The sequence below is a fragment of the Gordonia paraffinivorans NBRC 108238 genome, from assembly GCF_000344155.1.
GTDB lineage: Bacteria > Actinomycetota > Actinomycetes > Mycobacteriales > Mycobacteriaceae > Gordonia > Gordonia paraffinivorans.
In genome coordinates, this window is the sequence record NZ_BAOQ01000024.1 from 1 (window position 1) to 20,758 (window position 20,758).

The window sequence follows — 20,758 nt, forward strand, 5'->3', positions numbered from 1 at the left end:
GTTTCGCGCGACGCTGTCTCCTGTCCGCTGATCGGGTCCAATAGGGAGAAGTGGGCGGCGTCGCGGGAGTCCTGTGTCCGGCAAACCGGGTCGGATACGGCGCGTTCTACAGTCATCTCGTGTCCGAGAACGACTTCGTGCCAGGTCATCTCTTCGTACTTCACGGCAGGATCGAGAACTTCGCGTACGACGCGGTGATCGTGCCGACCGACTCGGTCTTCACCGTCGAGTCGCACTGGCGGCCCGTTGCCGGCGACGTCGACCGCGCCCGGCCAGCGGGCTGGCCTGCTCCGCCGTTCGGCAGGGCTGCGACCGGGGAGTCGGTGTGGTTCATCAGCGTCGCCGACGCGCAACTGCTCACCGCAGACGAACTCGTCCGGCGCATGCGGGAGACCTTGCGGCAGATCGACTCCGCTGACATCGCCAAGCCTGCCGGTCGGGCCCTGCGACGCGTCGCCCTACCGGTTCTGGGTATCGGCGCCGGCGGACTCGGGGCGCGCAGGGGAGCGATCCTGCGTGAACTCCTCGCTGCGCTTCGCGAGGAAGCGGCGACGCTCGGCCTCGACATCCTGCTGGTCACCCCGGATGCCGCCGTCTTCAGCGCGGCCCAGCACGCGCGTCGGAACCTGGCGGCCGGCGGGACCCCGCCACTGGGAGCTGGACGACCGGGAGATGGCGGAAGCGCGGCGGCTCGGCGGCCTCGCCGCCCAGGGGCACCTCGCACTGTTCCTCGGCGCGGGAGTCAGTATGGCTGCGGGACTGCCGAGTTGGGGCGATCTGATCAAGAATCTGGGCGAGCGGGTCGAAGGTGGTCTGCCGAAGGACTTCGACGGCCTCGATGCACTGGACCAGGCGGAGTTCCTCGCGACGAGGCTCGGCGGTGCGCAGGAGTTGAACCAGGCCGTCATCGAGATCATCGGCAGGAGCGGCAAGATCGCCCTTGCGCACGCGCTCCTTGCCGGGATGGCTTGCGGTCACGCGGTCACCACCAACTACGACAACCTGTACGAGCGAGCTGTCGAGGCGACGGGCCGTGCGCGCCCGAGTGTCCTGCCCTGGGAGTCCGTCGAGGAGGGGCGCCCGTGGTTGCTGAAGTTGCACGGTGACATCGACAGAACGCCCAGCATCGTCCTCACGCGTCGGGACTTCGTCCTCTTCGACGCCAAGTCCCGGCCGGCAGGTTCGCTGCTCCAAGCCCTGCTGCTGACCAAACACGTCCTCATCATCGGAGCCTCGCTCTCCGATGGGAACGTGATCCGCCTGGCGATGGAGGTCGACGAGTACCTGCAGAAGAGCGAGGCTCGGTCCATCCGGGGAACGTTCGTCGACACCTCCGGAGTCGAAGCGCGGCAGGAACTCTGGAGGGATCAGTTCCGGTGGTTCGTCTGCGAGGGGAAGAAGCTAGAGAACCGCGTCCGACGCATGGAGATGTTCCTCGATGCGGTTGCCGCCTATGCTGCCACCGACGCGCCCTGGCTGCTGGACGAGCGGTTCGACGGTCTGCTCGACGACCGTGACCGTGGGGTCGTCGACAGTGTTCGCAGGCTCGTCGGCGAGGTCGACAATGCGTCAGCGCTGCTCGATCCCTTGAAGCTCGCCTTCAGTGCACTGGGGGCGCGCCCAGTCGGCGGCTAGTGGAGCCCCAGGTGTGCTTTGAGGCGCCGTTTACTTGCCGGCCGGTGGAGTGCGACTGATCCAAGAATGGAACGAGAGGACAGTCTCAGAGATCCCAGACCTGATCGGGATCGTCGAGCGCGGCACGGATCTGGCTGAGATCGCCCATATCCTTCAGTGGCGAACTCTTCGCGATATCGACAACTGCTCGTACAACGTCGCTGATCACCTGCGAGTCGCCGGTTTCGATGGCGGCGTCGAGACGTTCGAACATGGCATCCGTGGTCACGCGGCGCTCGGCGAAGGCTTGGGCGAAGTAGTCGCGGAGGACGCTCTCCGCAGCCTTGATCCGCGCGATCTCTGTGTGGGCGTAAGCCTGGATACGTGCCTGTTTGGTGTTCTCGAGGGCATGGATGGTGATGCACTCTCGAGCCGCGCCGACCAGTTGATTGAGCGCGGCGAAACCCTCCAGCGCACCTGGCGTGGCCTTCTTGCGCGGTGGGATGACGTCTCCGGTCAAGGGTTTGGAACTGTCGGTCATGGAGTGGCTTCCTTCGCTTCGCTAGACGTCGTAGGCGAAGTGGCGCTGGTTCTCAGGTCATCTGAGTTCATCGCGCGGTACTTGATCGTCAACTGGTGGCCTTCGTCCGTCAGTTCTCCGTCCTCGTCGATCACGGGGGTTGTCGCGATATCGATTACACCCTTCACCAGAATCATGGCGCGTTGGAACAGGTGCGCATGTTTTGCCGGATCGAAGAAGACCTCCTCCAGCTCATCAACTGCACGACTACCCTTGCGGGTGATTTCCGCGAGTAGTCTGCTCAGTTCTTCGGTCCGAGCCTCTACCGCGGATATGTGTGCGTCTGCCACATCGAGTTTCGCGATCTCGGCTTCGATCCGAGCTTTGTAGTCGAGCGCTTGGGTGACAGCCTTCTTGCCCTGTCCGTTGACGACGAAGCCCGCGACGAGTAGACCAGGGCCGATCGTTACGAAGTTGAGGGCGAGAGCTCCAAGCGCCATACCCCCGCCGCCTGCGGCGACGGCGCCGCCGCCGAGCCACGCCAGGGCTGCACTTTCAGCGGCAGCGCCTGACAATCCAGAGATTGCAGCGCCGGTGCTGGCCACTCCAAAGGTGGTGGCCGCGGCGCTGGTTGCCGCTCCTGCTCCGGCACCGGCACCGACAGACCCGATGATTCCACGAACCCACTGAGCGACTGAGAGGTCCATCGAATGTGAACCGGAGACCAGATTCACGCTGGCCTCGATTCCATCGACGAGGAGCTTCTCGTTGTCGCGGACCTTTTTCTCGTTCCGGATCAAGAAGTCATGCATGCGCATGACGACGTCTCGAATGGCCTGTTCTTGTTGAGTCCCGTACTGCGCGATGCGGTCGTTTACGGCAGAGGCCAAGGCCTCGCTGGCTGATCTTCGGGTTTCGTACCGCTCGCGAGTCGCGTTGAGTTCGGAGCTGGCCTTCTTCAGGTCGTAAGCACCTTTACCGCCGAGCGCGAGGCCCGCGCTTCCTGCGGCTGTACCTACAGCAATCGCGACAACCGGAATCAATGGCAAGACCATGAGACCTCCCTTCTCTGCTCGTCAGAGTTTGACACAAGGCGGTGACAGCAGCGGTGGCCGCACGAATGGCAGCTGTACCCGAGTGAGTATCCGTTGGAGTCAACGGTGGACAGGCTGTTGTGGGGTGCGACCCGCAGGCCAGACGGCCGAGCAGGGGATGCAGCCTTAGTCGGTTCCCGCGTCGCCTGTTGTCCTGAGTGGTCCGCTGATAGCGATGGAATGTCCTACGCGTACGCCGGCCGGAACACCAGCCGCGCGCCCTGGGCCTTCGCGGCGTCGCGGAAGTTCTTCAGCGCGCGGTCCATGTGGAAGTCGTTGGTGACGATCACCGCGCCGGTCGCGCCCATGCGCTTGAGCATGCGCACGGTGTTCTCGGCGTTCTGGACCGTCGACGTCGACTTGCCCTCGTTGACCATCTGCCACACCGGGATTCCGCGGCGGATGAGGCCGACGTTCATGAACTGGGCCTCGGTGATCGGGAGCCAGTGGGTGTCGCCGCCGGAGACGATGACGCGGTTGAAAGGATGCTGCTTGGCCAGCTTCGCGGCGTGGTTGAGTCGGCGCTTCATGATCTCGGGGGTCTGGCCGAGGACGCCGAACTTGGCCCCGAGCACGACGATGTAGCGGGTCGGCGGGCTTTCCCAGAGGAAGAGGCTGTTCCGGGTGCCGAACTCGGAGCTGCCGAAGTCGACGCTGCCGAAGTCGCCCCGGCTGATGTCGGCGCTGCCGGTGTTGCCGCTGCCGAGGTCGGAGCTGCCGAGATCGGCACTGGCAGCTGTCGATTCGATGTTCGCCACCCCGGGGTCACCGATTCCGGAGACGGTCATGCCACCGGCGATCACTGCCACGGTCGCCGCGACCGTGGGCACGATTCTTCTCAGTCGCATGTTCTCGACGGTACGTAGAAGTACGGCCGTACAGGTTTCGATGCAATAACATCTGTATCACCAGTCACTTACGTAACAACGGTGAGTGGCGGATGCCTGAGGGGATCGCCGCCCCATGAGCCGCTCAGGTCAGCGCGATGTACTTCACGTTCAGGTACTCGTCGATGCCCTCGGTGCCGCCCTCCCGGCCGATGCCGGACTGCTTTATGCCGCCGAAAGGCGCTGCGGCATCGGAGATCACACCGCGGTTCACCCCGACCATGCCCGACTCGAGGCGGGACGCGACGCGCATGCACCGCTCCAGGTCCCGGCTGTAGAAGTACGACGCCAGGCCGTACTCGGTGGAGTTGGCGGCAGCGATGCCGTCGTCCTCGGCGTCGAAGGTGCTGATGACGGCGACCGGTCCGAAGATCTCCTCGCGGGTGATCGGCGCGTACGGGTCGACGTCGTCGAGAACCGTCGCGGGGTAGAAGAATCCGCGCCCTTCGGGCCGCTCTCCGCCCAGCCGCACGCGGGCGCCGTCGCTCACCGCCTGTTCGACGAGCTCGGCGACCTTGTCCCGCTGCTTGGCGTTCACCAGCGGGCCGAGCGTCACGCCGTCCCGGTAACCCGGACCCATCACGACCTGCGACATCTTCTCGGTGAGCTTGGCGGTGAACTCCTCGACAATGCCGGACTGCACCAGGAACCGGTTGGCGGCGGTGCAGGCCTCGCCGCCGTTGCGCATCTTCGCCAGATACGCGCCTTCGACAGCGGCGTCGACGTCGGCGTCGTCGAACACCAGGAACGGGGCGTTCCCGCCCAGCTCCATCGAGGTTCGCTGCACACGTTCGGCGGCCTGTCCCAGCAGGGTCCGGCCGACCGGGGTCGAGCCGGTGAAGCTGATCTTCTTGATCCGGTCGTCGGAGATCAGCGCCGACGACACCGTGCTGCTCGAGCTGGTCGGCAGCACCGACAACACACCCGGCGGCAGGCCGGCCTCCGCGAACGCCTCGGCCAGCGCCAGCATGGTCAGCGGGGTCTCCCCGGCCGGCTTCACGAGCATCACGTTGCCCGCCGCGAGGGCCGGGGCGATCTTGCGCGTCCCCATGGCGAGCGGGAAGTTCCACGGCGTGATCGCCAGGCACGGTCCGACGGGCTGATGTGTCACCAGGATTCGGCCGTTGCCGGCCGGGGCCTGCGTGAACCGGCCGCCGATGCGCACCGCCTCCTCGGCGAACCAACGCAGGAACTCGTTGCCGTACTTGGTCTCTGCACGACTGTCCGGCAGTGCGCGGCCGAGTTCGAGCGTCATCAGCATGGCGATGTCGTCGGCACGGTCGGTGAGCAACTCGAAGGTGCGGCGCAGGATCTCGCTGCGCTCGCGCGCCGGTGTCGCGGCCCAGTCGTCGGCCGCACCGGCGGCGGAGTCCAGTGCGGCGATCGCGTCGTCGGCCCCCGCGTCGGCCACCGACGTCAGGACTTCTTCGGTGGCCGGATCGAACACCTCGAACGTCTTGCCCGAGGCGGCCGGCGTCGACCGCCCGTCGATCCACAGGCCGGTCGGCACGCCGTCGAGAATCGCCTGCGGATCGAGCACGTCCTTGCTGTCGGCTTCGCTGGAGCTCATGCGGCCTCACATCCTCGTCGTCGGTTGTCGCCTGCGGTTGACGCTTTTCCCACGCTACCGGCGCCGGGTGTGGTTGCCGACCGGCTTCGCGCACACGCACGATGGCGGTGTGGACGAACGACGAACCGCCCGAGTCGGTCGCAGGAGAGCTGCCCTACGCGGGTTCGCAATGCTCGCGGCGGTTGCGACCCTCGCGGTCGGATGCTCGGCCGACGACGGGCGGTCCGAGACCGACGACACCGTCACGTCCTCGGCCGCGGAGAGCAGCGCGCGCGAACCCGGCCGCGTGCGCCTGGTGAACCTCGGCGACAGCTTCGCCTCGGGGACAGGCGTGCGGCCCCTGGTCGAGGACTCGCCGATCTTCTGCCTGCGGTCGAGCCGGAACTTCGCCCACATCGTCGCCGCGGAGGACGACTACGACCTCGTCGACGTCAGCTGCGCCGGCGCCGACACCGGCGACCTCACCGAAGCACAGTACGAAGGGGTCCCGCCGCAACTCGACGCGCTCGACGGGGACGCCGACGTCGTCACCGTGATGATCGGCGGCAACAACGAGGGCACCTACGGTCGCGCCATCGATCTGTGCGGGCAGGCCGCCGAGGCCGATCCGCTCGGGGCGCCGTGCACCGAACGTCATGGCCGTGACCTGATCGACCCCGTGGACCGCGACATCTACCCGGCCGTGCGCGAGGCATTGCGTCAGGTGAGATCGAAGGCGCCGAGCGCGGACGTGCTGCTGATCGGCTATCCGTGGCTGGTGCCCGAGGACGGGGGCTGCTACCCGGAGATGAAGGTCGCGGCCGGCGACCTCGCGCTGCTGCGCCGGTTGCAGGTCGCGGTCAACGATGCCGGGCGTCGCGCGGCCGACGAGGAGGGCGTGCGGTTCGTCGACATGCTCGTGCCGAGCGCCGGGCACGACGCCTGTGCCGGTCCGCAGCGGTGGATCGAGCCGATGACCGCATCGGGTCCGGGCAGGCTGCACCCCAACGCCGCGGGGCAGGAGGCGATCGCCGAACAGGTCCGAAAGGCCCTCGCCGGATGACGCCCGGGGAGGCGTCCCTGCACACCGACCAGTGACCGGTCACACCTTTGACCAGCGGCGATTTGGGTCACCGGGTGCCGTTTGGAAGACTGTAGGCCGTGACTGGTACCGCTGACGCCCCCAAGGTCGAACACCCCGACACCTCCGCCGCGCTCTTCGCCCGTGCGGCCGAGGCGATCCCGGGCGGCGTCAACTCTCCGGTCCGCGCGTTCTCCGCGGTCGGCGGAACCCCGCGCTTCATCTCGAGCGCCGAGGGTTGCCGTCTGCGCGACGCCGACGGCAACACCTACGTCGACCTCGTCGCGTCGTGGGGCCCGATGATCCTGGGCCACGCCCATCCGGCCGTCGTCGAGGCCGTGCAGCGCGCCGCGTCGGGAGGGCTGTCGTTCGGCGCTCCCACCGAGGCCGAGATCGAACTCGCCGAGGAGATCATCGGCCGCGTCGACCCGGTGCAGCGCGTCCGCCTGGTCAACTCGGGCACCGAGGCCACCATGTCGGCCATCCGCCTCGCCCGCGGTTACACCGGCCGTTCCAAGATCATCAAGTTCGCCGGCTGCTACCACGGCCACGTCGACGCCCTGCTCGCCTCCGCCGGGTCCGGCGTCGCGACGCTCGGCCTGCCGACCAGCCCGGGCGTCACCGGGGCGTCGGCGCACGACACCCTGGTGCTGCCCTACAACGACCTCGAGGCCGTCGCGAAGGCCTTCGAGGAGCACGGCGACGACATCGCCGCGGTCATCACCGAGGCGGCCGCCGGCAACATGGGCGCCATCGCCCCGGTCGACGGCTTCAACGCGGGCCTGCGTGAACTGACCAGCCGCCACGGCGCGCTGCTCATCATGGACGAGGTGATGACGGGCTTTCGCGTCAGCCCGAGCGGCTGGTACGGACTCGAGGGCGTCGCCGGCGACCTCTACACCTTCGGCAAGGTGATGAGCGGCGGCCTTCCTGCTGCGGCGTTCGGCGGTCGTGCCGACATCATGGAGCGCCTCGCGCCCACCGGCCCCGTCTACCAGGCCGGCACCCTGTCCGGTAACCCCGTCGCGGTGGCCGCCGGACTCGCCACCCTGCGCCACGCCGACCACGACGTCTACGCCAAGCTCGACGCCAATGCCGACCGTCTCGCGACGCTGCTCACCGAGGCCCTCACCGCCGCCGGTGTCGGCCACCGCGTGCAGAAGGCGGGCAACCTGCTCAGTGTGTTCTTCACGACCGACCCGGAGATCCCGGTCTTCGACTACGCGGGCGTCAGCGCGACCGAGACCTGGAGATTCGCACCGTTCTTCCACGCGCTGCTCGAGCGCGGCGTCTATCCGCCGCCGAGTGCCTTCGAGGCCTGGTTTGTGTCCGCAGCGCTCGACGAGGATGCTTTCTCGCAGATCGCCGACGCGCTGCCCGCCGCAGCGCGTGCAGCCGCCACAGCCACCCCGGGGGACAACGCCTGATGCACACGATCGTCCACATGATGCGCCACGGAGAGGTACACAACCCGGAGGGCATCCTCTACGGTCGCCTGCCCGGCTTTCACCTCTCCGCCGACGGCCGGGCACAGGCCCAGAAGGTGGCCGACGCCCTCGCCGACCACGACATCACGGCCGTCTTCGCGTCGCCGCTGCAGCGTGCGCAGGAGACCGCGACCCCGATCGCCGCGGCCCACGGGCTCGAGATCCAGACCAACGACGACCTCATCGAGGCCGACAACGTCTTCGAGGGCCTCAAGGTCTCGGTCGGCGACGGCGCGCTGAGCAAGCCGCGACACTGGCCCAAGCTGCGCGACCCGTTCACGCCGTCGTGGGGCGAGCCCTACATCCAGCTCGCGCACCGCATGCTGGCCGCGGCCAACAAGGCCCGCGACGCCGCGCGCGGACACGAGGCGGTGTGCGTCAGCCACCAGCTGCCCGTCTACACGCTGCGCCGGTTCCTCGAGGGCCAGCGGCTGTGGCACGACCCGCGTCGTCGCCAGTGCTCGCTCGCCTCGCTGACCAGCCTGATCTACGACGACGACGCGCTCGTCGACATCATCTACTCCGAGCCGGCCGGCGCATCCGACCCGCTGGCCACCGGAGCCTGATCCGAAGGTCTGAGAAGAAAAGTGCGAAGGTTCCTCAGAAGAAAAGTGCGAAGGTTCCTCCTGCCGGCAGTGCTGTCGGCCGCCCTCATCCTGCTCGTCGGCGGCTGCAGCACCGGCGACGACGCGGTCGCGCAGGGGAACACCTTCCAGTTCGTCTCGCCCGGCGGACAGACCGTGATCACCTACGCCCCCGCCGATCGCAAGCCCATCGCCGAACTCTCGGGTGAGGATCTGGTGAGTGGGCAGCCGCTGTCGCTGTCCGACGAGAGGTTCGACGACAAGGTCGTCGTGCTCAACGTGTGGGGGTCCTGGTGCGGGCCGTGCCGCGGCGAGGCCGACGACCTCGAGCGCGTCTACGAGGGCAACCGCGACGACGGCGTCGAGTTCCTCGGCATCAACCTGCGCGATGACCGCAATTCCGCCAAGGACTTCGTCATCGACCGCAACGTCGGGTTCCCGTCGATCTACGACTTCTCCGGGCTGTCGCTGGCCGCGCTGACCACCCCGACCTCGGTGGTCCCGACCACGATCGTCCTGGATCGCCGCCACCGTCCGGCCGCGGTCTTCCTCAAGGCCGTCTCGGACTCCGAACTCGACGCGGTCGTCAAGCGGGTCGCCGCGGAACCGGCGGGGCAATCCTGATGGAGACCGTCCTCGCCGCCTCGATCGGCGACACCTTCGCCGACACCGTGACCAGCGGCCCGCTGCTGCTCGCGCTCGCGGCGTGCCTGCTTGCCGGCCTGGTCTCGTTCGCCTCGCCGTGCGTCGTGCCGCTCGTGCCCGGGTACCTGTCGTACCTGGCCGGGCTGGTCGGCGCCGAGGCCCCGGCCGTGACGCCGGGGGAGGGGGCCAAGAAGGGCCGCAGCCGGGTCGCGTTCGCGGCCGGCCTGTTCGTGCTCGGCTTCACCGTCGTCTTCGTCGCGGCCACCGCCACCGTGCTCGGGGTCACCAGCACCTTCGTGGTGAACCGCGAGCTGCTGCAGCGCATCGGCGGAGTGGTCACCATCGCGATGGGCCTGGTGTTCATCGGTCTCGTCCGGCCCCTGCAGCGGGAGGTGCGGTTCGAGCCGGTGCGGGTGTCCAATCTGGTCGGGGCGCCCCTGCTCGGCGCGGTGTTCGCGCTCGGCTGGACGCCGTGCCTCGGGCCGACGCTGGCGTCGGTCATCGCGACCGTCAGCGGCACCGAGGGCGCGACCGCGGCCAAGGGCGTGACCCTCATCGTCGCGTACTGCCTGGGTCTGGGCCTGCCGTTCGTGATCCTCGCGTTCTCCTCCGCGTGGGCCCTGCGCAGCCTCGGCTGGCTGCGTCGCAACGCCCGGACCATCCAGGTCATCGGCGGTGTCCTGCTCATCGCGGTCGGCGTCGCCCTGGTGACCGGCTGGTGGGACCAGTTCATCGTCTGGATCCAGGTGCACTTCGTCACCGACACCGAACTACCGATCTGAGTGTGCGAGAACCCATGGCAGATGTGACCGACACCGACGTCGCCGACCGACCGCGGTCGGAGGCCGAGAGCTCCTCGCCGCGCAAGGCGCACTGGGCTCGGCGCCGGATCCTCTGGCCGCTGCGCAACCTGTGGCGTTCGCTCACCTCGATGCGCACCGCGCTGCTGCTGCTGTTCCTGCTGGCGCTCGCCGCCATCCCCGGTGCCCTGCTGCCGCAGCGGGACCTGAATGAGCAGAAGACGCTCGAGTACATCGCCGAACGCGGCAAGCTCGGCACGCTGATGGACAGGCTGCAGCTGTTCGACGTCTTCTCCAGCGCCTGGTTCACCGCGATCTACGTGCTGTTGTTCGTCTCGCTCGTCGGCTGCCTCACGCCCCGCATGGTGGAGCACTTCAAGAGCCTGCGCGCCAGGCCGGTCGCGGCCCCGCGCAACCTCTCGCGCCTGCCACGGCACATCACGCGGACCGTCGACGGAACGCCCGAGGAGATCGCCGAGCGCATCGACTCCCGCCTGCGCGGATGGCGCAGCGAGGTCGTCGCGCGCGAACCGAGCAAGGCCTATCCGGACGGCTGCGTCGAGGTGTCGGCGGAGAAGGGCTACCTGCGCGAGTTCGGCAACCTGGTCTTCCACTTCGCGTTGCTGGCGCTGCTGGTGTCCATCGCGGTCGGCAAGCTGTACGGCTACGAGGGAACCCGCAGCCTCGTCGCCGACGGGGAGCAGGGCATGTGCAACACCTCGACCGCGGTCTACGACTCCTTCCGGGCCGGCAACCTCGTCGACGGCACCGACCTGTCGAAATTCTGCTTCCGCGTCGACGACTTCTCGGCGACGTTCCTGCCGAGCGGACAGCCGGACATGTACGACGCGACCATCAGCTATGCCGAAGGCGACGCGGTGCGCGACCCGGCCGCGTGGACCACGACGTCGGTGAAGGTCAACGAGCCGCTGCGCGTGGCGGGCGACCGCGTGTACGTGCTGGGCAACGGTTTCGCGCCGACGTTCACCGTGACCTTCCCCAACGGCGAGAAGCGCACGCAGACCACGCCCTTCGTGCCCGACGAGCTGCAGACGATGCTGTCGTCGGGTGCGATGCGCTTCGACACCCCGGCCGGTCTCTACCCCGACGCAGACGAGCGCCGCAAGAACCAGATCGCGCTCGAGGGCCTGTTCGCCCCGGACGCGCTCTACCACGGGACCCTGCTGACCTCCGCGTCGCCGGAACCGAGGGACCCGGCGGTCGCGATCCGGATCTTCAAGGGCGACACCGGGCTCGACACCGGCAAGCCGCAGAACGCCTACTCGCTCGACCAGGACCTCATCGAACAGGGCCGGCTCCAGCGGCAGGCGCAGGTGAACCTCGCGGTGGGGCAGAGCCACACCCTCGCCGACGGCACCACGGTCACCTTCGACGGCTACCAGCGCTGGGTGTCGGTGCAGGTCTCGCACGATTCGGCGCAGATCTGGGTGCTGGTCAGCGCGGTCGTGATGCTCGGCGGCCTGTTGGTGTCCCTGCTGGTCCGCCGCCGCCGCATCTGGGCGCGACTGGTGCCGGCGCCTGCCGGGGAATCGGCCGGTCAGGCGGGCGGCCCCGACTCCGCCGAAGAGAAACGACGTACTGTAGTAGAGATCGCCGGGCTGGCGCGCACCGACCAGGCCGGCTGGGGCGAGGGCTTCGACGAGCAGGCGGCCGCACTGGTGGCCGATGACGCGGACCCGTCCTCCTCGCGGCGCACGACGCGGCGGCTGTAGGGCCGTCGGCGAAAGGAATCTGTGATGAACGGAAGCATTCAGGTCGACGAGACGCTCGCGCGGTACTCCGATCTGCTCTTCGGCACGGCGATGGCCGTGTACGTGGTCGCGGCCTTCCTGTTCTTCGGTGCGCTGGCTGCGGTTCGCGGTCGCAAGCTCGAAGAGCGCGAGCTCGTCCGCGCCGGGGCAGGGGCGTCGGGCAACGGCACGACGACCGAGGACCGGGTGCCCGGTCGCGTCGAGGGGCCGCAGCGCCGGACCCTGGGCGACAAGCTCGGCAACATGGGCCTGCCGGTCGTGATCGTCGGCCTCATCGCGCACCTCGCGTCGATCGTGCTGCGCGCCATGGCCACCGAGCGCGTGCCGTGGGGCAACATGTACGAGTTCGTCTCGATGACCTGCGCCGCCGGCGTCATCGCGGCACTGGTCATCCTGCGCAAGCCCGAGCACCGGCCGCTGCTGTCGTTCGTCCTGTTGCCCGTCGTCCTGCTGATGTTCATCGCCGGCCGCTGGCTCTACACGCAGGCCGCGCCGGTAGTCCCGGCACTCAAGTCGTACTGGCTGGCCGTCCACGTCTCGATCATCTCGGTGTCGTCGGGCATCCTCATGGTCTCGGGCGTCGCCAGCATCCTGTACCTGCTGAAGCTGCGATTCGCCGCCAACCCCGCCGACGACACGTCGTCGACGACGCGCTCCGGTTTCGGCGGTGCGATGCGCCGGATCATCGACCACGTCCCGTCCGCGGAGAACCTCGACCGCCTCGCCTACCGGACGGTGGTCGTCGGGTTCCCGCTCTTCGGTCTCGGCGTCATCTGCGGCGCCATCTGGGCCGAGGCGGCCTGGGGCCGATATTGGGGCTGGGACCCGAAGGAGGCGGTGTCCTTCATCGCGTGGGTGATCTACGCGGCCTATTTGCACGCGCGCGCGACCGCCGGCTGGCGCAACACGTCTGCGGCATGGATCAACGTCGCCGGCTTCGTGGCGATGCTATTCAACCTGTTCATCATCAACCTGGTGGTCTCGGGCCTGCACTCGTACGCGGGCCTCTGATCGCCTCCGGCCGGGGCCTCTGCAGAGGCCGGGACGCCGGACGAATCGCGCTGCTCAGAGCCGGAGGCGGCCGACGACGATGATCCCGGGTCGGCGCCCGAATCCTCGGCCTGCTTCGCCAGCGCCTGGGACTTGACGAGCTTGAGCAGGTCGATGAGGGTGTCGATGGTCTCCGGGCACAGCGACCCGAGGTCGGTCCCCGCGAGGTGGCTGCCGGTGGCCTCGAGCATCTCGACGTAGTTCTGCTGCTGTCGGACCCGCTCGAGGTCCTCCTCGGGATTCGACAGGAAGTACGTGACGCTGACGTCGAAGGCCCGTGCGATCGCCTCGACCATGCGGAACGACGGGGTGCGCGCCTTGCCGGTACGCAACTGGGAGATGTAGGCGTCCGACAGCGAGTATCCGAGGCGGTTCGCCTTCTCGGCGATCTTCTTCCCCGTGTACCGGACGCCGTTCTCGTCACGGCTGTGCTCGAAGAGATGGCCGATTTTGTCGGCGAAACTCAGGTCGTCATCGGTCGACGCCCCTTGCGGAGATCGTCCCGGGTTCAACGGCGCCCTCTCTCAGGTCAGTCTGCGTGGGATCGACGATGGGAGACGTTACCCTACCGTGAGGTATGTTATGCCGCCCGGGCGAACAGATCTCGACCTGCGAATACGCGCCGGGTGGAAGGGGTTCTGGGCTCGAGGAGCGATCGCGCGAGCGTGTCGCTCAGGGTTCCTCGGTGTCGCCGCCGTTGGTGTCCTGGGTGCGGTTGTCGAGGTCGCGGAGGAAGTCCGGATCGTCGTCGGGGCCCAGGGGACGGGGCTTGCGGTTGCGCATGTCGACATGGGACGGCGAGTTGCCGGCGTCGTCGGGCCGGGGGCCGAACGCGCGCCAGAGTAGGAAACCGATGGCGAGCAGACCGACAACCGCGAACAGATATGTCATGGCAACCTCCCTGCCCAAGGGTACGTGAACCCGATCGGCCTAGGGTGCGCCGTCGATCGGGGTGGTGGACTCCCGCGCAGGCGTCGCCGCCCCGGGATCCGTGGAGGACTTGCTCCGCAGACGAGATCGTCGGTCGCGGACCGGGGCGGCGCAGGAGGTCTCGACGCCGGCGTGGTCGGTGAGCGACTGGTCGTCTCCCGAGTCGTGTACGCGTCTAGTGCGTACGACGGTTCAGCAGCGCCACCACGTCCTCTTCGCGGAAGCGTCGATGGCCGCCCGGGGTGCGGATGGAGCCGAGGATGCCCGAGCTGGCCCAGCGGGCCACGGTCTTGGGATTGACGTTGAACATCGCTGCCACCTGTCCGGGTGTCAGGGTGTGCTGGCTCGCGATTCCCGGGGTGATGTAAGTGTTCGTGGATTCTTCTGTAGTGGTCACGTTTCCCCCTGAAACGGATTGTGCCCTGTCGGAAGGCCGCTGGTCGGCGTTGTGTGCCGTGACGCGTCGTAGAACGCGTAACTCCATGAATACACGCAAATCGCCCAGGTACTCGAACCTTCAGCCGTAGGTAAAGAACGTGCAAAGACCCGTGACCTGCAGGTCGTCTGCGGGCGGTGAGTACCCTGGCAGCGTGAGCAGAGCGCAGAACAACGCCCGTGGACGCAACGACGAGACGCCGGAGAATCTGCCGGCGGCCAGCCCGGCGAAGCTCGCCCTCGCGCTGTTCGGCTACACCGTCGCACGCATGCTGCTCGTCGTCGTGGTCGCCGCGGTGATCCTCTTCGGCGGACGCGCTGTCGGCGTCGACGTGCCGTTCATCGTCGCCGCCGTCTTCGGCGTCCTGATCGCGCTGCCGCTCGGCATGTTCCTGTTCAAGTCCCTCCGGCTGAACGTCAACACGCAGATCGCCGCCATCGAGGCGCAGCGCCGCGCCCGCCACGAAGACCTGCAGGCCAGGCTCCGCGGCGGCAAGTGACCGAGGGACAGGGGGCGAGCCGAGTGAAGCCGACACGGGTCGTCGACCGCCGCGCCGATCGCGCCTGGGTGCAGAACGCGGTCCGGTTGATCGAGGCCGACGCACGACGCAGCGCCGACACCCATCTGCTGCGGGTGCCCCTCCCGGAGTGGTCCCGGTGGCAGGGGCCGAACGGGGAGACCGGGGTCGACCTGTATCTCAAGGACGAGTCGACCCACCCGACCGGATCGCTCAAGCACCGCCTCGCCCGGTCGCTGTTCCTGTACGCGCTGTGCAACGGCTGGGTCACCGAGGGGACGCCGGTCATCGAGGCGTCCTCCGGTTCGACCGCGGTGAGCGAGGCCTATTTCGCCGAGCTGATCGGCGTCCCGTTCATCGCGGTGATGACGTCGAGCACGTCGCCGGCGAAGACCGCGCTGATCGAACGGCACGGCGGCCGTTGCCATTTCGTCGAGCATCCGAGCGAGGTCTACGCCGAGGCGTTGCGCCTGGAGAAGGAACTCGGCGGGCACTTCATCGATCAGTTCACGATGGCCGAGCGCGCCACCGACTGGCGCGGCAACAACAACATCGCGAAGTCGATCTTCGCGCAGCTCGCCGAGGAGGCACACCCGATCCCCACGTGGATCGTGGTGGGCGCCGGAACCGGCGGAACGTCGGCGACGCTCGGGCGCTACCTGCGCTACCAGCGCCATGACACCTGGCTGGCCGTCGTCGACCCGGAGAACTCGGTGTTCCTGCCCGCCTACGAGGCCGCCGACGGATCGCTCACCTCCGACACCGGCTCGCGCATCGAGGGCATCGGCCGTCCGCGGGTGGAGCCGTCGTTCGTCTCGCAGGTCGTCGACCGCATGATCGGCGTGCCCGACGAGGCCTCGATCGCGACCACCCATCGCGTCTCGGACATGCTGGGACGCCGCGTCGGCGGGTCCACCGGCACCAACATGTGGGGTGCGTTCGGGCTGGTCGCCGAGATGGTGGCGGAGCGTCGCGCCGGCAGCGTCGTCACCCTGCTCTGCGATCCCGGCGACCGCTACTCCAACACCTACTTCGACGAATCCTGGATCGCCGCACAGTCCTTCGACCTCGACGCGGCGAACGCGGTCCTCGACGAGTTCCTCGCGACCGGTCGCTGGGCCGCCTGACCGGCGTTCGAGCCGGCGGGCGCCGATGACCGCTCGGCTACGATCCATCGGGTGCCGACCGAAACCGAGCGTCCACTCGTCGAAGCCGTCGACCTGGTGCGCGAGTACCAGATGGGGCAGGAGCGGGTCCGCGCTCTCGACGGGCTGAACCTGACCATCGACGGCGGACAGTTCGCCTCCGTCGTCGGTCCGTCGGGCGCGGGCAAGTCGACGCTGCTGCACATCCTCGGGGCGCTCGACACGCCCACGTCCGGCCGGATTACCGTCGGCGGCGTCGATCTCGGCCGGCTCGACGACGCGGCCGCCTCCGAATTCCGGCGCCACCGTGTCGGTTTCGTCTTCCAGTTCTTCAACCTGGTGCCGACGATGTCGGCATGGGAGAACGTCGCGCTGCCGCGTCTGCTCGACAACCGGTCGCTGCGCAAGGCCAAACCGCGCGCGGTCGAACTGCTCGAACAGGTGGGCCTCGGCGACCGGGTGAACCACCGCCCGAACGAACTGTCCGGCGGCCAGATGCAGCGTGTCGCCATCGCCCGGTCGCTGATCATGGACCCGACGATCCTGCTCGCCGACGAGCCCACCGGCAACCTCGACTCCAAGACCGGTGAATCCGTGCTGCACCTGCTCGCCGACGTGGCGCACGCGGCCGAGGACCGACTGGTCGTCATGGTCACCCACGACCCGAAGGCCGCGGCGTTCGCCGACACCACGATCACGGTGCGCGACGGGAAGATCGCGGAGTGAGCCGCACTCCGCGGTGGGCCGAGTCCCTCCTCGCCGGCCTCACCCGAATTCGTCTGCTCAACCTGCGGGAGATCCGCACCCACCGGCTGCGGTTGTTCACGTCGCTGGCCGTCGTGGTCGTGTCCTCCGCGCTGCTGATCGCGGTTCTCGGCACATTCGGGTCGACGACGGAGTCGGTGCGTCAGTTCGGCAACGCGGTGTCGGGCAGCGCGGACCTCGAGGTCGCCGCGATCACCGACACCGGCATCGACGCGTCCCTGGCCGGGGCCATCCGCCGCGATGTCGAGGGGGCGAAGGCCGTGGTGCCGATGATCCGCGGTTCGGTCGTCATCGACGACTCGGCGGTCCCGCTGATCGGCTCCGACCAGCGGGTGACGGCGCTGTCGGGCAGCCTGCGGGCCGCGGTGCAACAGGGTTCGGCCGCCATCGACCTCGACCGGTTGCGGACCGGTGTCCTCGTCGGACCGGGCCTGGGCCTGGAGGCCGGGGACAGGCTGACGGTCGGCGGCGTCGACGTCGAGGTCCTCGAGGTGGTCGACGATCGGCAGGCAGCCGACCTCAACAGGGGCCGCTTCGTGTTCGCCTACCTCGACCTCGCGCAACGACTCGTCGGACTCGAGGGCCGGGTGGACTCGATCCTCATCGTCACCGAACCGGACGTGGACCCGGGCGACGTGCGTTCGGAGGTGGAGCGGATCGTCGACGGCCGCGCGGTGGTCGTGAACCCGGACTTCCGGGCCAAGCAGGCCGAGGTGTCGAGTTCGGTGACCCGCGACGCGACCCTGCTGGTCTCCCTGGTGTCGCTGGTGATCGCCGCCTTCCTCGTCTTCAACACGATGAACATGGCGGTGGCGTCGCGGCGTGGATCGCTCGCGATGATCCGCGCGTTGGGCGGCAGGCGATCCCATCTGGTCGGGGACATGCTCGGTGAGGCCGCGATCATGGGGCTCGTCGGCGGCGTGATCGGCATCCCGATCGGCATCGTCGCCGGACGTGCGGTGATCGCGAGCCTGCCCGACCCACCGGCCGACACCGTCGGCACGGTCGTCGACTACCACCTGCCCTGGTACGCGCCGATCGTCGCGGTGATCGCCTGCGTCGTCGCCTGTGTCGCGGCGACGGCGCTGGCCGCGCGGGCGGTGTTCTCGGTGTCGCCCGTGGAGGCGATGGCACCGGTCGAGGTGTCGGACTCGACGGTGCGGCGGGGCCCGCTGGTCGCGGTCGCCGCCGTGGTCGGCGTCGCCGGGCTCATCGCGTCGTGGGTGATCGTGGCGACGGTGCCGGGACGGCCCGCGATCCTTGCCGGCGTCGTCTATCTGATCGCCGCGCTGCTGGTGTGTTTCGCACTGTCGAGGCCGCTGTCGTGGCTGGTGGTACGGGTCGCGCGCTGGTTCGGCGGACCCGGCGCGCTGGCGTCGGTGAACACCGAGCGCGCGCCGCGTCGTGCCTGGGCGACGCTGATGACGGTCGCGGCGGCGATCGCGGTGGGCATGGGGACCTCGGGCGCCCTGGACAACCTGGTGTCGTCGATGTCGCGATCGTTGGACGGCCTCGGCGATCCTGACTTTTACGTGTCGTCGTCCTCCGAGGCGAGCCTCCCACTGGGCCCGATCCTGCCGGCGTCGTTGCGGGACGAGGTGGCCGCGGTCCCGGGCGTCACCGAGGTCGTCGGCGGCCAGTGGGCCGCGGTGAACATCGGGGAGAGCCGCGCCAATCTCCAAGGGCTGGAACCGGGTTCGCGGGCGCCGTTCATGCGCAAGGCGTCCCCCGAGGCGGTCGCGCGGGTTCTGGCCGGGGACGGCATCCTGCTGTCGAATGTGCTCGCGCGCGTGCTGGATGCGAAGACCGGCGACACCGTGACGCTGGCGACGCCGACCGGGCGCCACGACGTGGTGGTGCGCGACACGGTCGATTACGTCTCGGTCGACTCCGGCGTCGCCGCGATGTCGCAGGAACTGTTGGGAAAGTGGTTCGACCGTGACGGGGACACCTATCTGCAGGTGATCACCGCGCCCGACGCCGATCCCGCCGCGGTGCAGGGCGCCCTGGAGGCGCTCGTGGCCGACGTCCCGACCGCCGGCAACAAACCGATCAACGTGTACACCGGAGCGGCCGCGCTCGCCGCGACGCAGGCGGTGGTGCAGCAGGCGGGTTCGTTCACCGTGGCCATCCAGTGGATCGTCGCCGGTGCGGCCGCGATCGCGCTGCTGAACACCCTGTTGCTGTCGGTGATCGAGCGCCGTCGGGAACTGGGCGTGCTGCGCGCGATGGGTGCCTCGCGCAGGTTCGTCTCCCGCATGGTGCTCGCCGAGGCGGGTGCGGTCGCGATCGTCGGCGCTCTGGTGGGCGTCGTCCTCGGTGGGGCGATGCATCTTCTGAGCGACGAGATCCTCTCGGTGACGACGTCGCTCGACGTCGTCTACTCGCCGAGACCGTCGGCGGCGATGTTCGTGGCCATCGCGGGCGCCTTGTGTCTGGTGGGCGCGTTCATCCCCGCGGTGCGCGCCTCGCGGATGAACATCAGCGAGTCGATCCAGTCGGAATGAGCCGCAGCTCCCGTGTCTCGACGATGCGGGAACGTGACGCTCGGGAGGTTCAGCAATAGGTATCGCTGAGCGAGACCTATTGCTGAACCTGGCTCGGCGAACTGGCCTATCCAACCCATTGCTGTCAATAATTCTTGACAACGCAGTGGTGTCAACATAACCTGACAGGCATGCACGACGACCAGAACACCGAACAGCAGCCCGACGCCACCGGCGCCGATCTGGCGGGAGCCGCCGCGAGCGACGATCCCGCGAAGGGGCTGGCTGCGGTACGCGCGCTGCGGACACTGGCCGACCGACTCGAAGAAGTGCAGGTCGCCAACGCCCGTGCACACGGCTGGAGCTGGCAGTCGATCGCAGAGGTCCTGCAGATCAGCCGCCAGGCCGTGCATCAGAAGCACTCACAACGCGAGGTCCGCCCCCGCGGACCCGGAGGGGAAACAACCGATGTTTGAACGAATCACACGAGACGACAAGATGCTCCTGGCCTTCGCCGCCCAGGAGGCCGCCGACCTCGGACACCGCCGTGTCGGCAACGATCACCTGATCTTGGGCATGCTCTGCAACGCCCGGAGCCCGCTGTTCACGATCCTCGCCGAGCAGGGGCTCACCCTGGCGACGGCCCGGGACGTGGTCCGCGAGCACCACGACGAGAAGGCCGAACAGGCCGAGGACGCCGATCCCGACGACGAGTCGGCCCGGCGACGCTACGAGGAGGACCGAGAGGCGCTGCGCTCCATCGGTATCGACCTCGACAAGGTCCGTGAGGCCGTCCGCGGCCGGTTCGGTGACGATCTCACCGACGGCTGGGGCGAGCGTCCCGGCCGCCGCGGCCGGCCCGGGGGAGGTCGCGGACACCGAGGACACCGTCACGGTCCGCACCGCGGCCGCGGCCCGCGTCGCGACTGCGACCCGAGGGGATTCCGTCCGGGCCCCTGGGGTCCCGGACCGTGGGGTCCCGAAGGAGCGGAGGGCTTCGGCCCCGGTCCCTTCGGCCCTAGCGGGTTCGGGCCGGGCGGCCCCTTCGCCGGCGACGGCCCCTGGGAGCCCGGACGCGGTCGGCGGGGTCCGCGAGGACGAGGGGGCCGACCCCGCTTCGCGTCGGACGCCCGTGAGATCTTCGGCCGTGCAGTGGAGATCGCCCGTGACCGCGGGGATCGTCAGTTGCGCGCCGAGTACCTGCTCCTCGCGATCATCGACGCCGACGACGAGGCGTCACGCACGCTGATCGAGTCGGCGACCACCCGCGAGGAACTGAAGGCAGCGGTCCTGGCGAGCCTGCCGGAGATCGACGCCGCGGTCTGACCGACACGGACGTCCACGCGAGCGCCGGACACAGAGACGTGCCGCCCCGGAGGGTCGCTCCGGGGCGGCA

The 20,758-nt window shown here is 68.7% G+C and carries 21 protein-coding genes and 1 pseudogene; 14 read left to right on the top strand and 8 right to left on the bottom strand.

Annotated elements, in window-relative coordinates; all coding sequences use genetic code 11:
- Positions 1–160: 160 nt before the first annotated feature.
- Positions 161–421: a hypothetical protein gene (locus GP2_RS22170; RefSeq protein ID WP_255218617.1), complete on the bottom strand. Its 261-nt coding sequence runs from the start codon at positions 419–421 to the stop codon at positions 161–163.
- A gap of 95 nt (positions 422–516) precedes the next feature.
- Here GP2_RS22170 and GP2_RS12180 point away from each other — a divergent pair, with 95 nt between their 5' ends.
- Positions 517–1,635, top strand: coding sequence for an SIR2 family protein (locus GP2_RS12180; RefSeq protein WP_255218618.1), 1,119 nt, complete (start codon positions 517–519; stop codon positions 1,633–1,635).
- A gap of 85 nt (positions 1,636–1,720) precedes the next feature.
- Here GP2_RS12180 and GP2_RS12185 read toward each other — a convergent pair whose 3' ends face one another.
- The 4 genes from GP2_RS12185 to GP2_RS12200 all read right to left on the bottom strand — a co-directional run bounded on the left by GP2_RS12185 (position 1,721) and on the right by GP2_RS12200 (position 5,685).
- Positions 1,721–2,155, bottom strand: a complete 435-nt coding sequence (locus GP2_RS12185; RefSeq protein WP_006900811.1) for a hypothetical protein — start codon at positions 2,153–2,155, stop codon at positions 1,721–1,723.
- On the bottom strand, positions 2,152–3,189 hold the full coding sequence (locus GP2_RS12190) for a hypothetical protein (protein WP_006900812.1): 1,038 nt from the start codon (positions 3,187–3,189) through the stop codon (positions 2,152–2,154). Before GP2_RS12190 ends, GP2_RS12185 begins: the two co-directional genes overlap by 4 nt.
- A gap of 224 nt (positions 3,190–3,413) precedes the next feature.
- On the bottom strand, positions 3,414–4,076 hold the full coding sequence (locus GP2_RS12195) for a YdcF family protein (protein WP_040526915.1): 663 nt from the start codon (positions 4,074–4,076) through the stop codon (positions 3,414–3,416).
- A 124-nt stretch (positions 4,077–4,200) separates the two neighbouring features.
- Positions 4,201–5,685: an NAD-dependent succinate-semialdehyde dehydrogenase gene (locus GP2_RS12200; RefSeq protein ID WP_006900814.1), complete on the bottom strand. Its 1,485-nt coding sequence runs from the start codon at positions 5,683–5,685 to the stop codon at positions 4,201–4,203.
- 169 nt (positions 5,686–5,854) lie between these two features.
- On the opposite strand from GP2_RS12200, the gene GP2_RS12205 reads away from it, so the two are divergent.
- From GP2_RS12205 to ccsB, 7 genes are all read left to right on the top strand, one after another.
- Complete coding sequence (locus GP2_RS12205; RefSeq protein ID WP_006900815.1) at positions 5,855–6,727, top strand: SGNH/GDSL hydrolase family protein; 873 nt, start codon at positions 5,855–5,857, stop codon at positions 6,725–6,727.
- Positions 6,728–6,825: 98 nt separating this feature from the next.
- Positions 6,826–8,172, top strand: coding sequence for a glutamate-1-semialdehyde 2,1-aminomutase (gene hemL, locus GP2_RS12210; protein WP_006900816.1), 1,347 nt, complete (start codon positions 6,826–6,828; stop codon positions 8,170–8,172).
- Positions 8,172–8,798 carry a histidine phosphatase family protein gene (locus GP2_RS12215; protein ID WP_006900817.1) on the top strand — a complete coding sequence of 209 codons (627 nt, stop codon included), beginning with the start codon at positions 8,172–8,174 and terminating at the stop codon, positions 8,796–8,798. Before hemL ends, GP2_RS12215 begins: the two co-directional genes overlap by 1 nt.
- Positions 8,799–8,843: 45 nt before the next feature.
- A complete protein-coding gene (locus GP2_RS12220; protein ID WP_006900818.1) occupies positions 8,844–9,440 on the top strand; it encodes a TlpA family protein disulfide reductase in 597 nt (198 codons plus the stop codon).
- Positions 9,440–10,243: a cytochrome c biogenesis CcdA family protein gene (locus tag GP2_RS12225; protein WP_006900819.1), complete on the top strand. Its 804-nt coding sequence runs from the start codon at positions 9,440–9,442 to the stop codon at positions 10,241–10,243. Before GP2_RS12220 ends, GP2_RS12225 begins: the two co-directional genes overlap by 1 nt.
- A gap of 14 nt (positions 10,244–10,257) precedes the next feature.
- On the top strand, positions 10,258–11,994 hold the full coding sequence (gene resB / locus GP2_RS12230) for a cytochrome c biogenesis protein ResB (RefSeq protein ID WP_006900820.1): 1,737 nt from the start codon (positions 10,258–10,260) through the stop codon (positions 11,992–11,994).
- A 24-nt stretch (positions 11,995–12,018) separates the two neighbouring features.
- Complete coding sequence (gene ccsB, locus GP2_RS12235; protein WP_006900821.1) at positions 12,019–13,044, top strand: c-type cytochrome biogenesis protein CcsB; 1,026 nt, start codon at positions 12,019–12,021, stop codon at positions 13,042–13,044.
- An 89-nt stretch (positions 13,045–13,133) separates the two neighbouring features.
- Here the strand turns inward: ccsB and GP2_RS21205 are convergent.
- The 3 genes and pseudogenes from GP2_RS21205 to GP2_RS12245 all read right to left on the bottom strand — a co-directional run.
- Positions 13,134–13,595 (bottom strand): annotated as a pseudogene (locus tag GP2_RS21205) (helix-turn-helix domain-containing protein); the annotation flags it as partial.
- A 160-nt stretch (positions 13,596–13,755) separates the two neighbouring features.
- Complete coding sequence (locus tag GP2_RS12240) at positions 13,756–13,974, bottom strand: hypothetical protein (RefSeq protein WP_006900822.1); 219 nt, start codon at positions 13,972–13,974, stop codon at positions 13,756–13,758.
- 214 nt (positions 13,975–14,188) lie between these two features.
- Positions 14,189–14,410, bottom strand: a complete 222-nt coding sequence (locus GP2_RS12245; RefSeq protein ID WP_006900823.1) for a BldC family transcriptional regulator — start codon at positions 14,408–14,410, stop codon at positions 14,189–14,191.
- 193 nt (positions 14,411–14,603) lie between these two features.
- Here GP2_RS12245 and GP2_RS12250 point away from each other — a divergent pair, with 193 nt between their 5' ends.
- The 6 genes from GP2_RS12250 (at position 14,604) to GP2_RS12275 (ending at position 20,688) form a co-directional block, all read left to right on the top strand.
- A complete protein-coding gene (locus GP2_RS12250; RefSeq protein WP_006900824.1) occupies positions 14,604–14,948 on the top strand; it encodes a DUF4229 domain-containing protein in 345 nt (114 codons plus the stop codon).
- Between the two features lie 23 nt (positions 14,949–14,971).
- Positions 14,972–16,093 carry an L-cysteine desulfhydrase Cds1 gene (gene cds1 / locus GP2_RS12255; RefSeq protein ID WP_040526917.1) on the top strand — a complete coding sequence of 374 codons (1,122 nt, stop codon included), beginning with the start codon at positions 14,972–14,974 and terminating at the stop codon, positions 16,091–16,093.
- Between the two features lie 111 nt (positions 16,094–16,204).
- A complete protein-coding gene (locus tag GP2_RS12260; RefSeq protein ID WP_255218622.1) occupies positions 16,205–16,837 on the top strand; it encodes an ABC transporter ATP-binding protein in 633 nt (210 codons plus the stop codon).
- A complete protein-coding gene (locus GP2_RS12265; protein ID WP_006900827.1) occupies positions 16,834–19,383 on the top strand; it encodes an ABC transporter permease in 2,550 nt (849 codons plus the stop codon). Before GP2_RS12260 ends, GP2_RS12265 begins: the two co-directional genes overlap by 4 nt.
- A 170-nt stretch (positions 19,384–19,553) precedes the next feature.
- Positions 19,554–19,838: a hypothetical protein gene (locus GP2_RS12270; protein ID WP_006900828.1), complete on the top strand. Its 285-nt coding sequence runs from the start codon at positions 19,554–19,556 to the stop codon at positions 19,836–19,838.
- Entirely contained in the window at positions 19,831–20,688 is an 858-nt protein-coding gene (locus GP2_RS12275) for a Clp protease N-terminal domain-containing protein (RefSeq protein WP_006900829.1), read from the top strand. The genes GP2_RS12270 and GP2_RS12275 overlap by 8 nt, the downstream gene beginning before the upstream one ends.
- Positions 20,689–20,758: the final 70 nt, after the last annotated feature.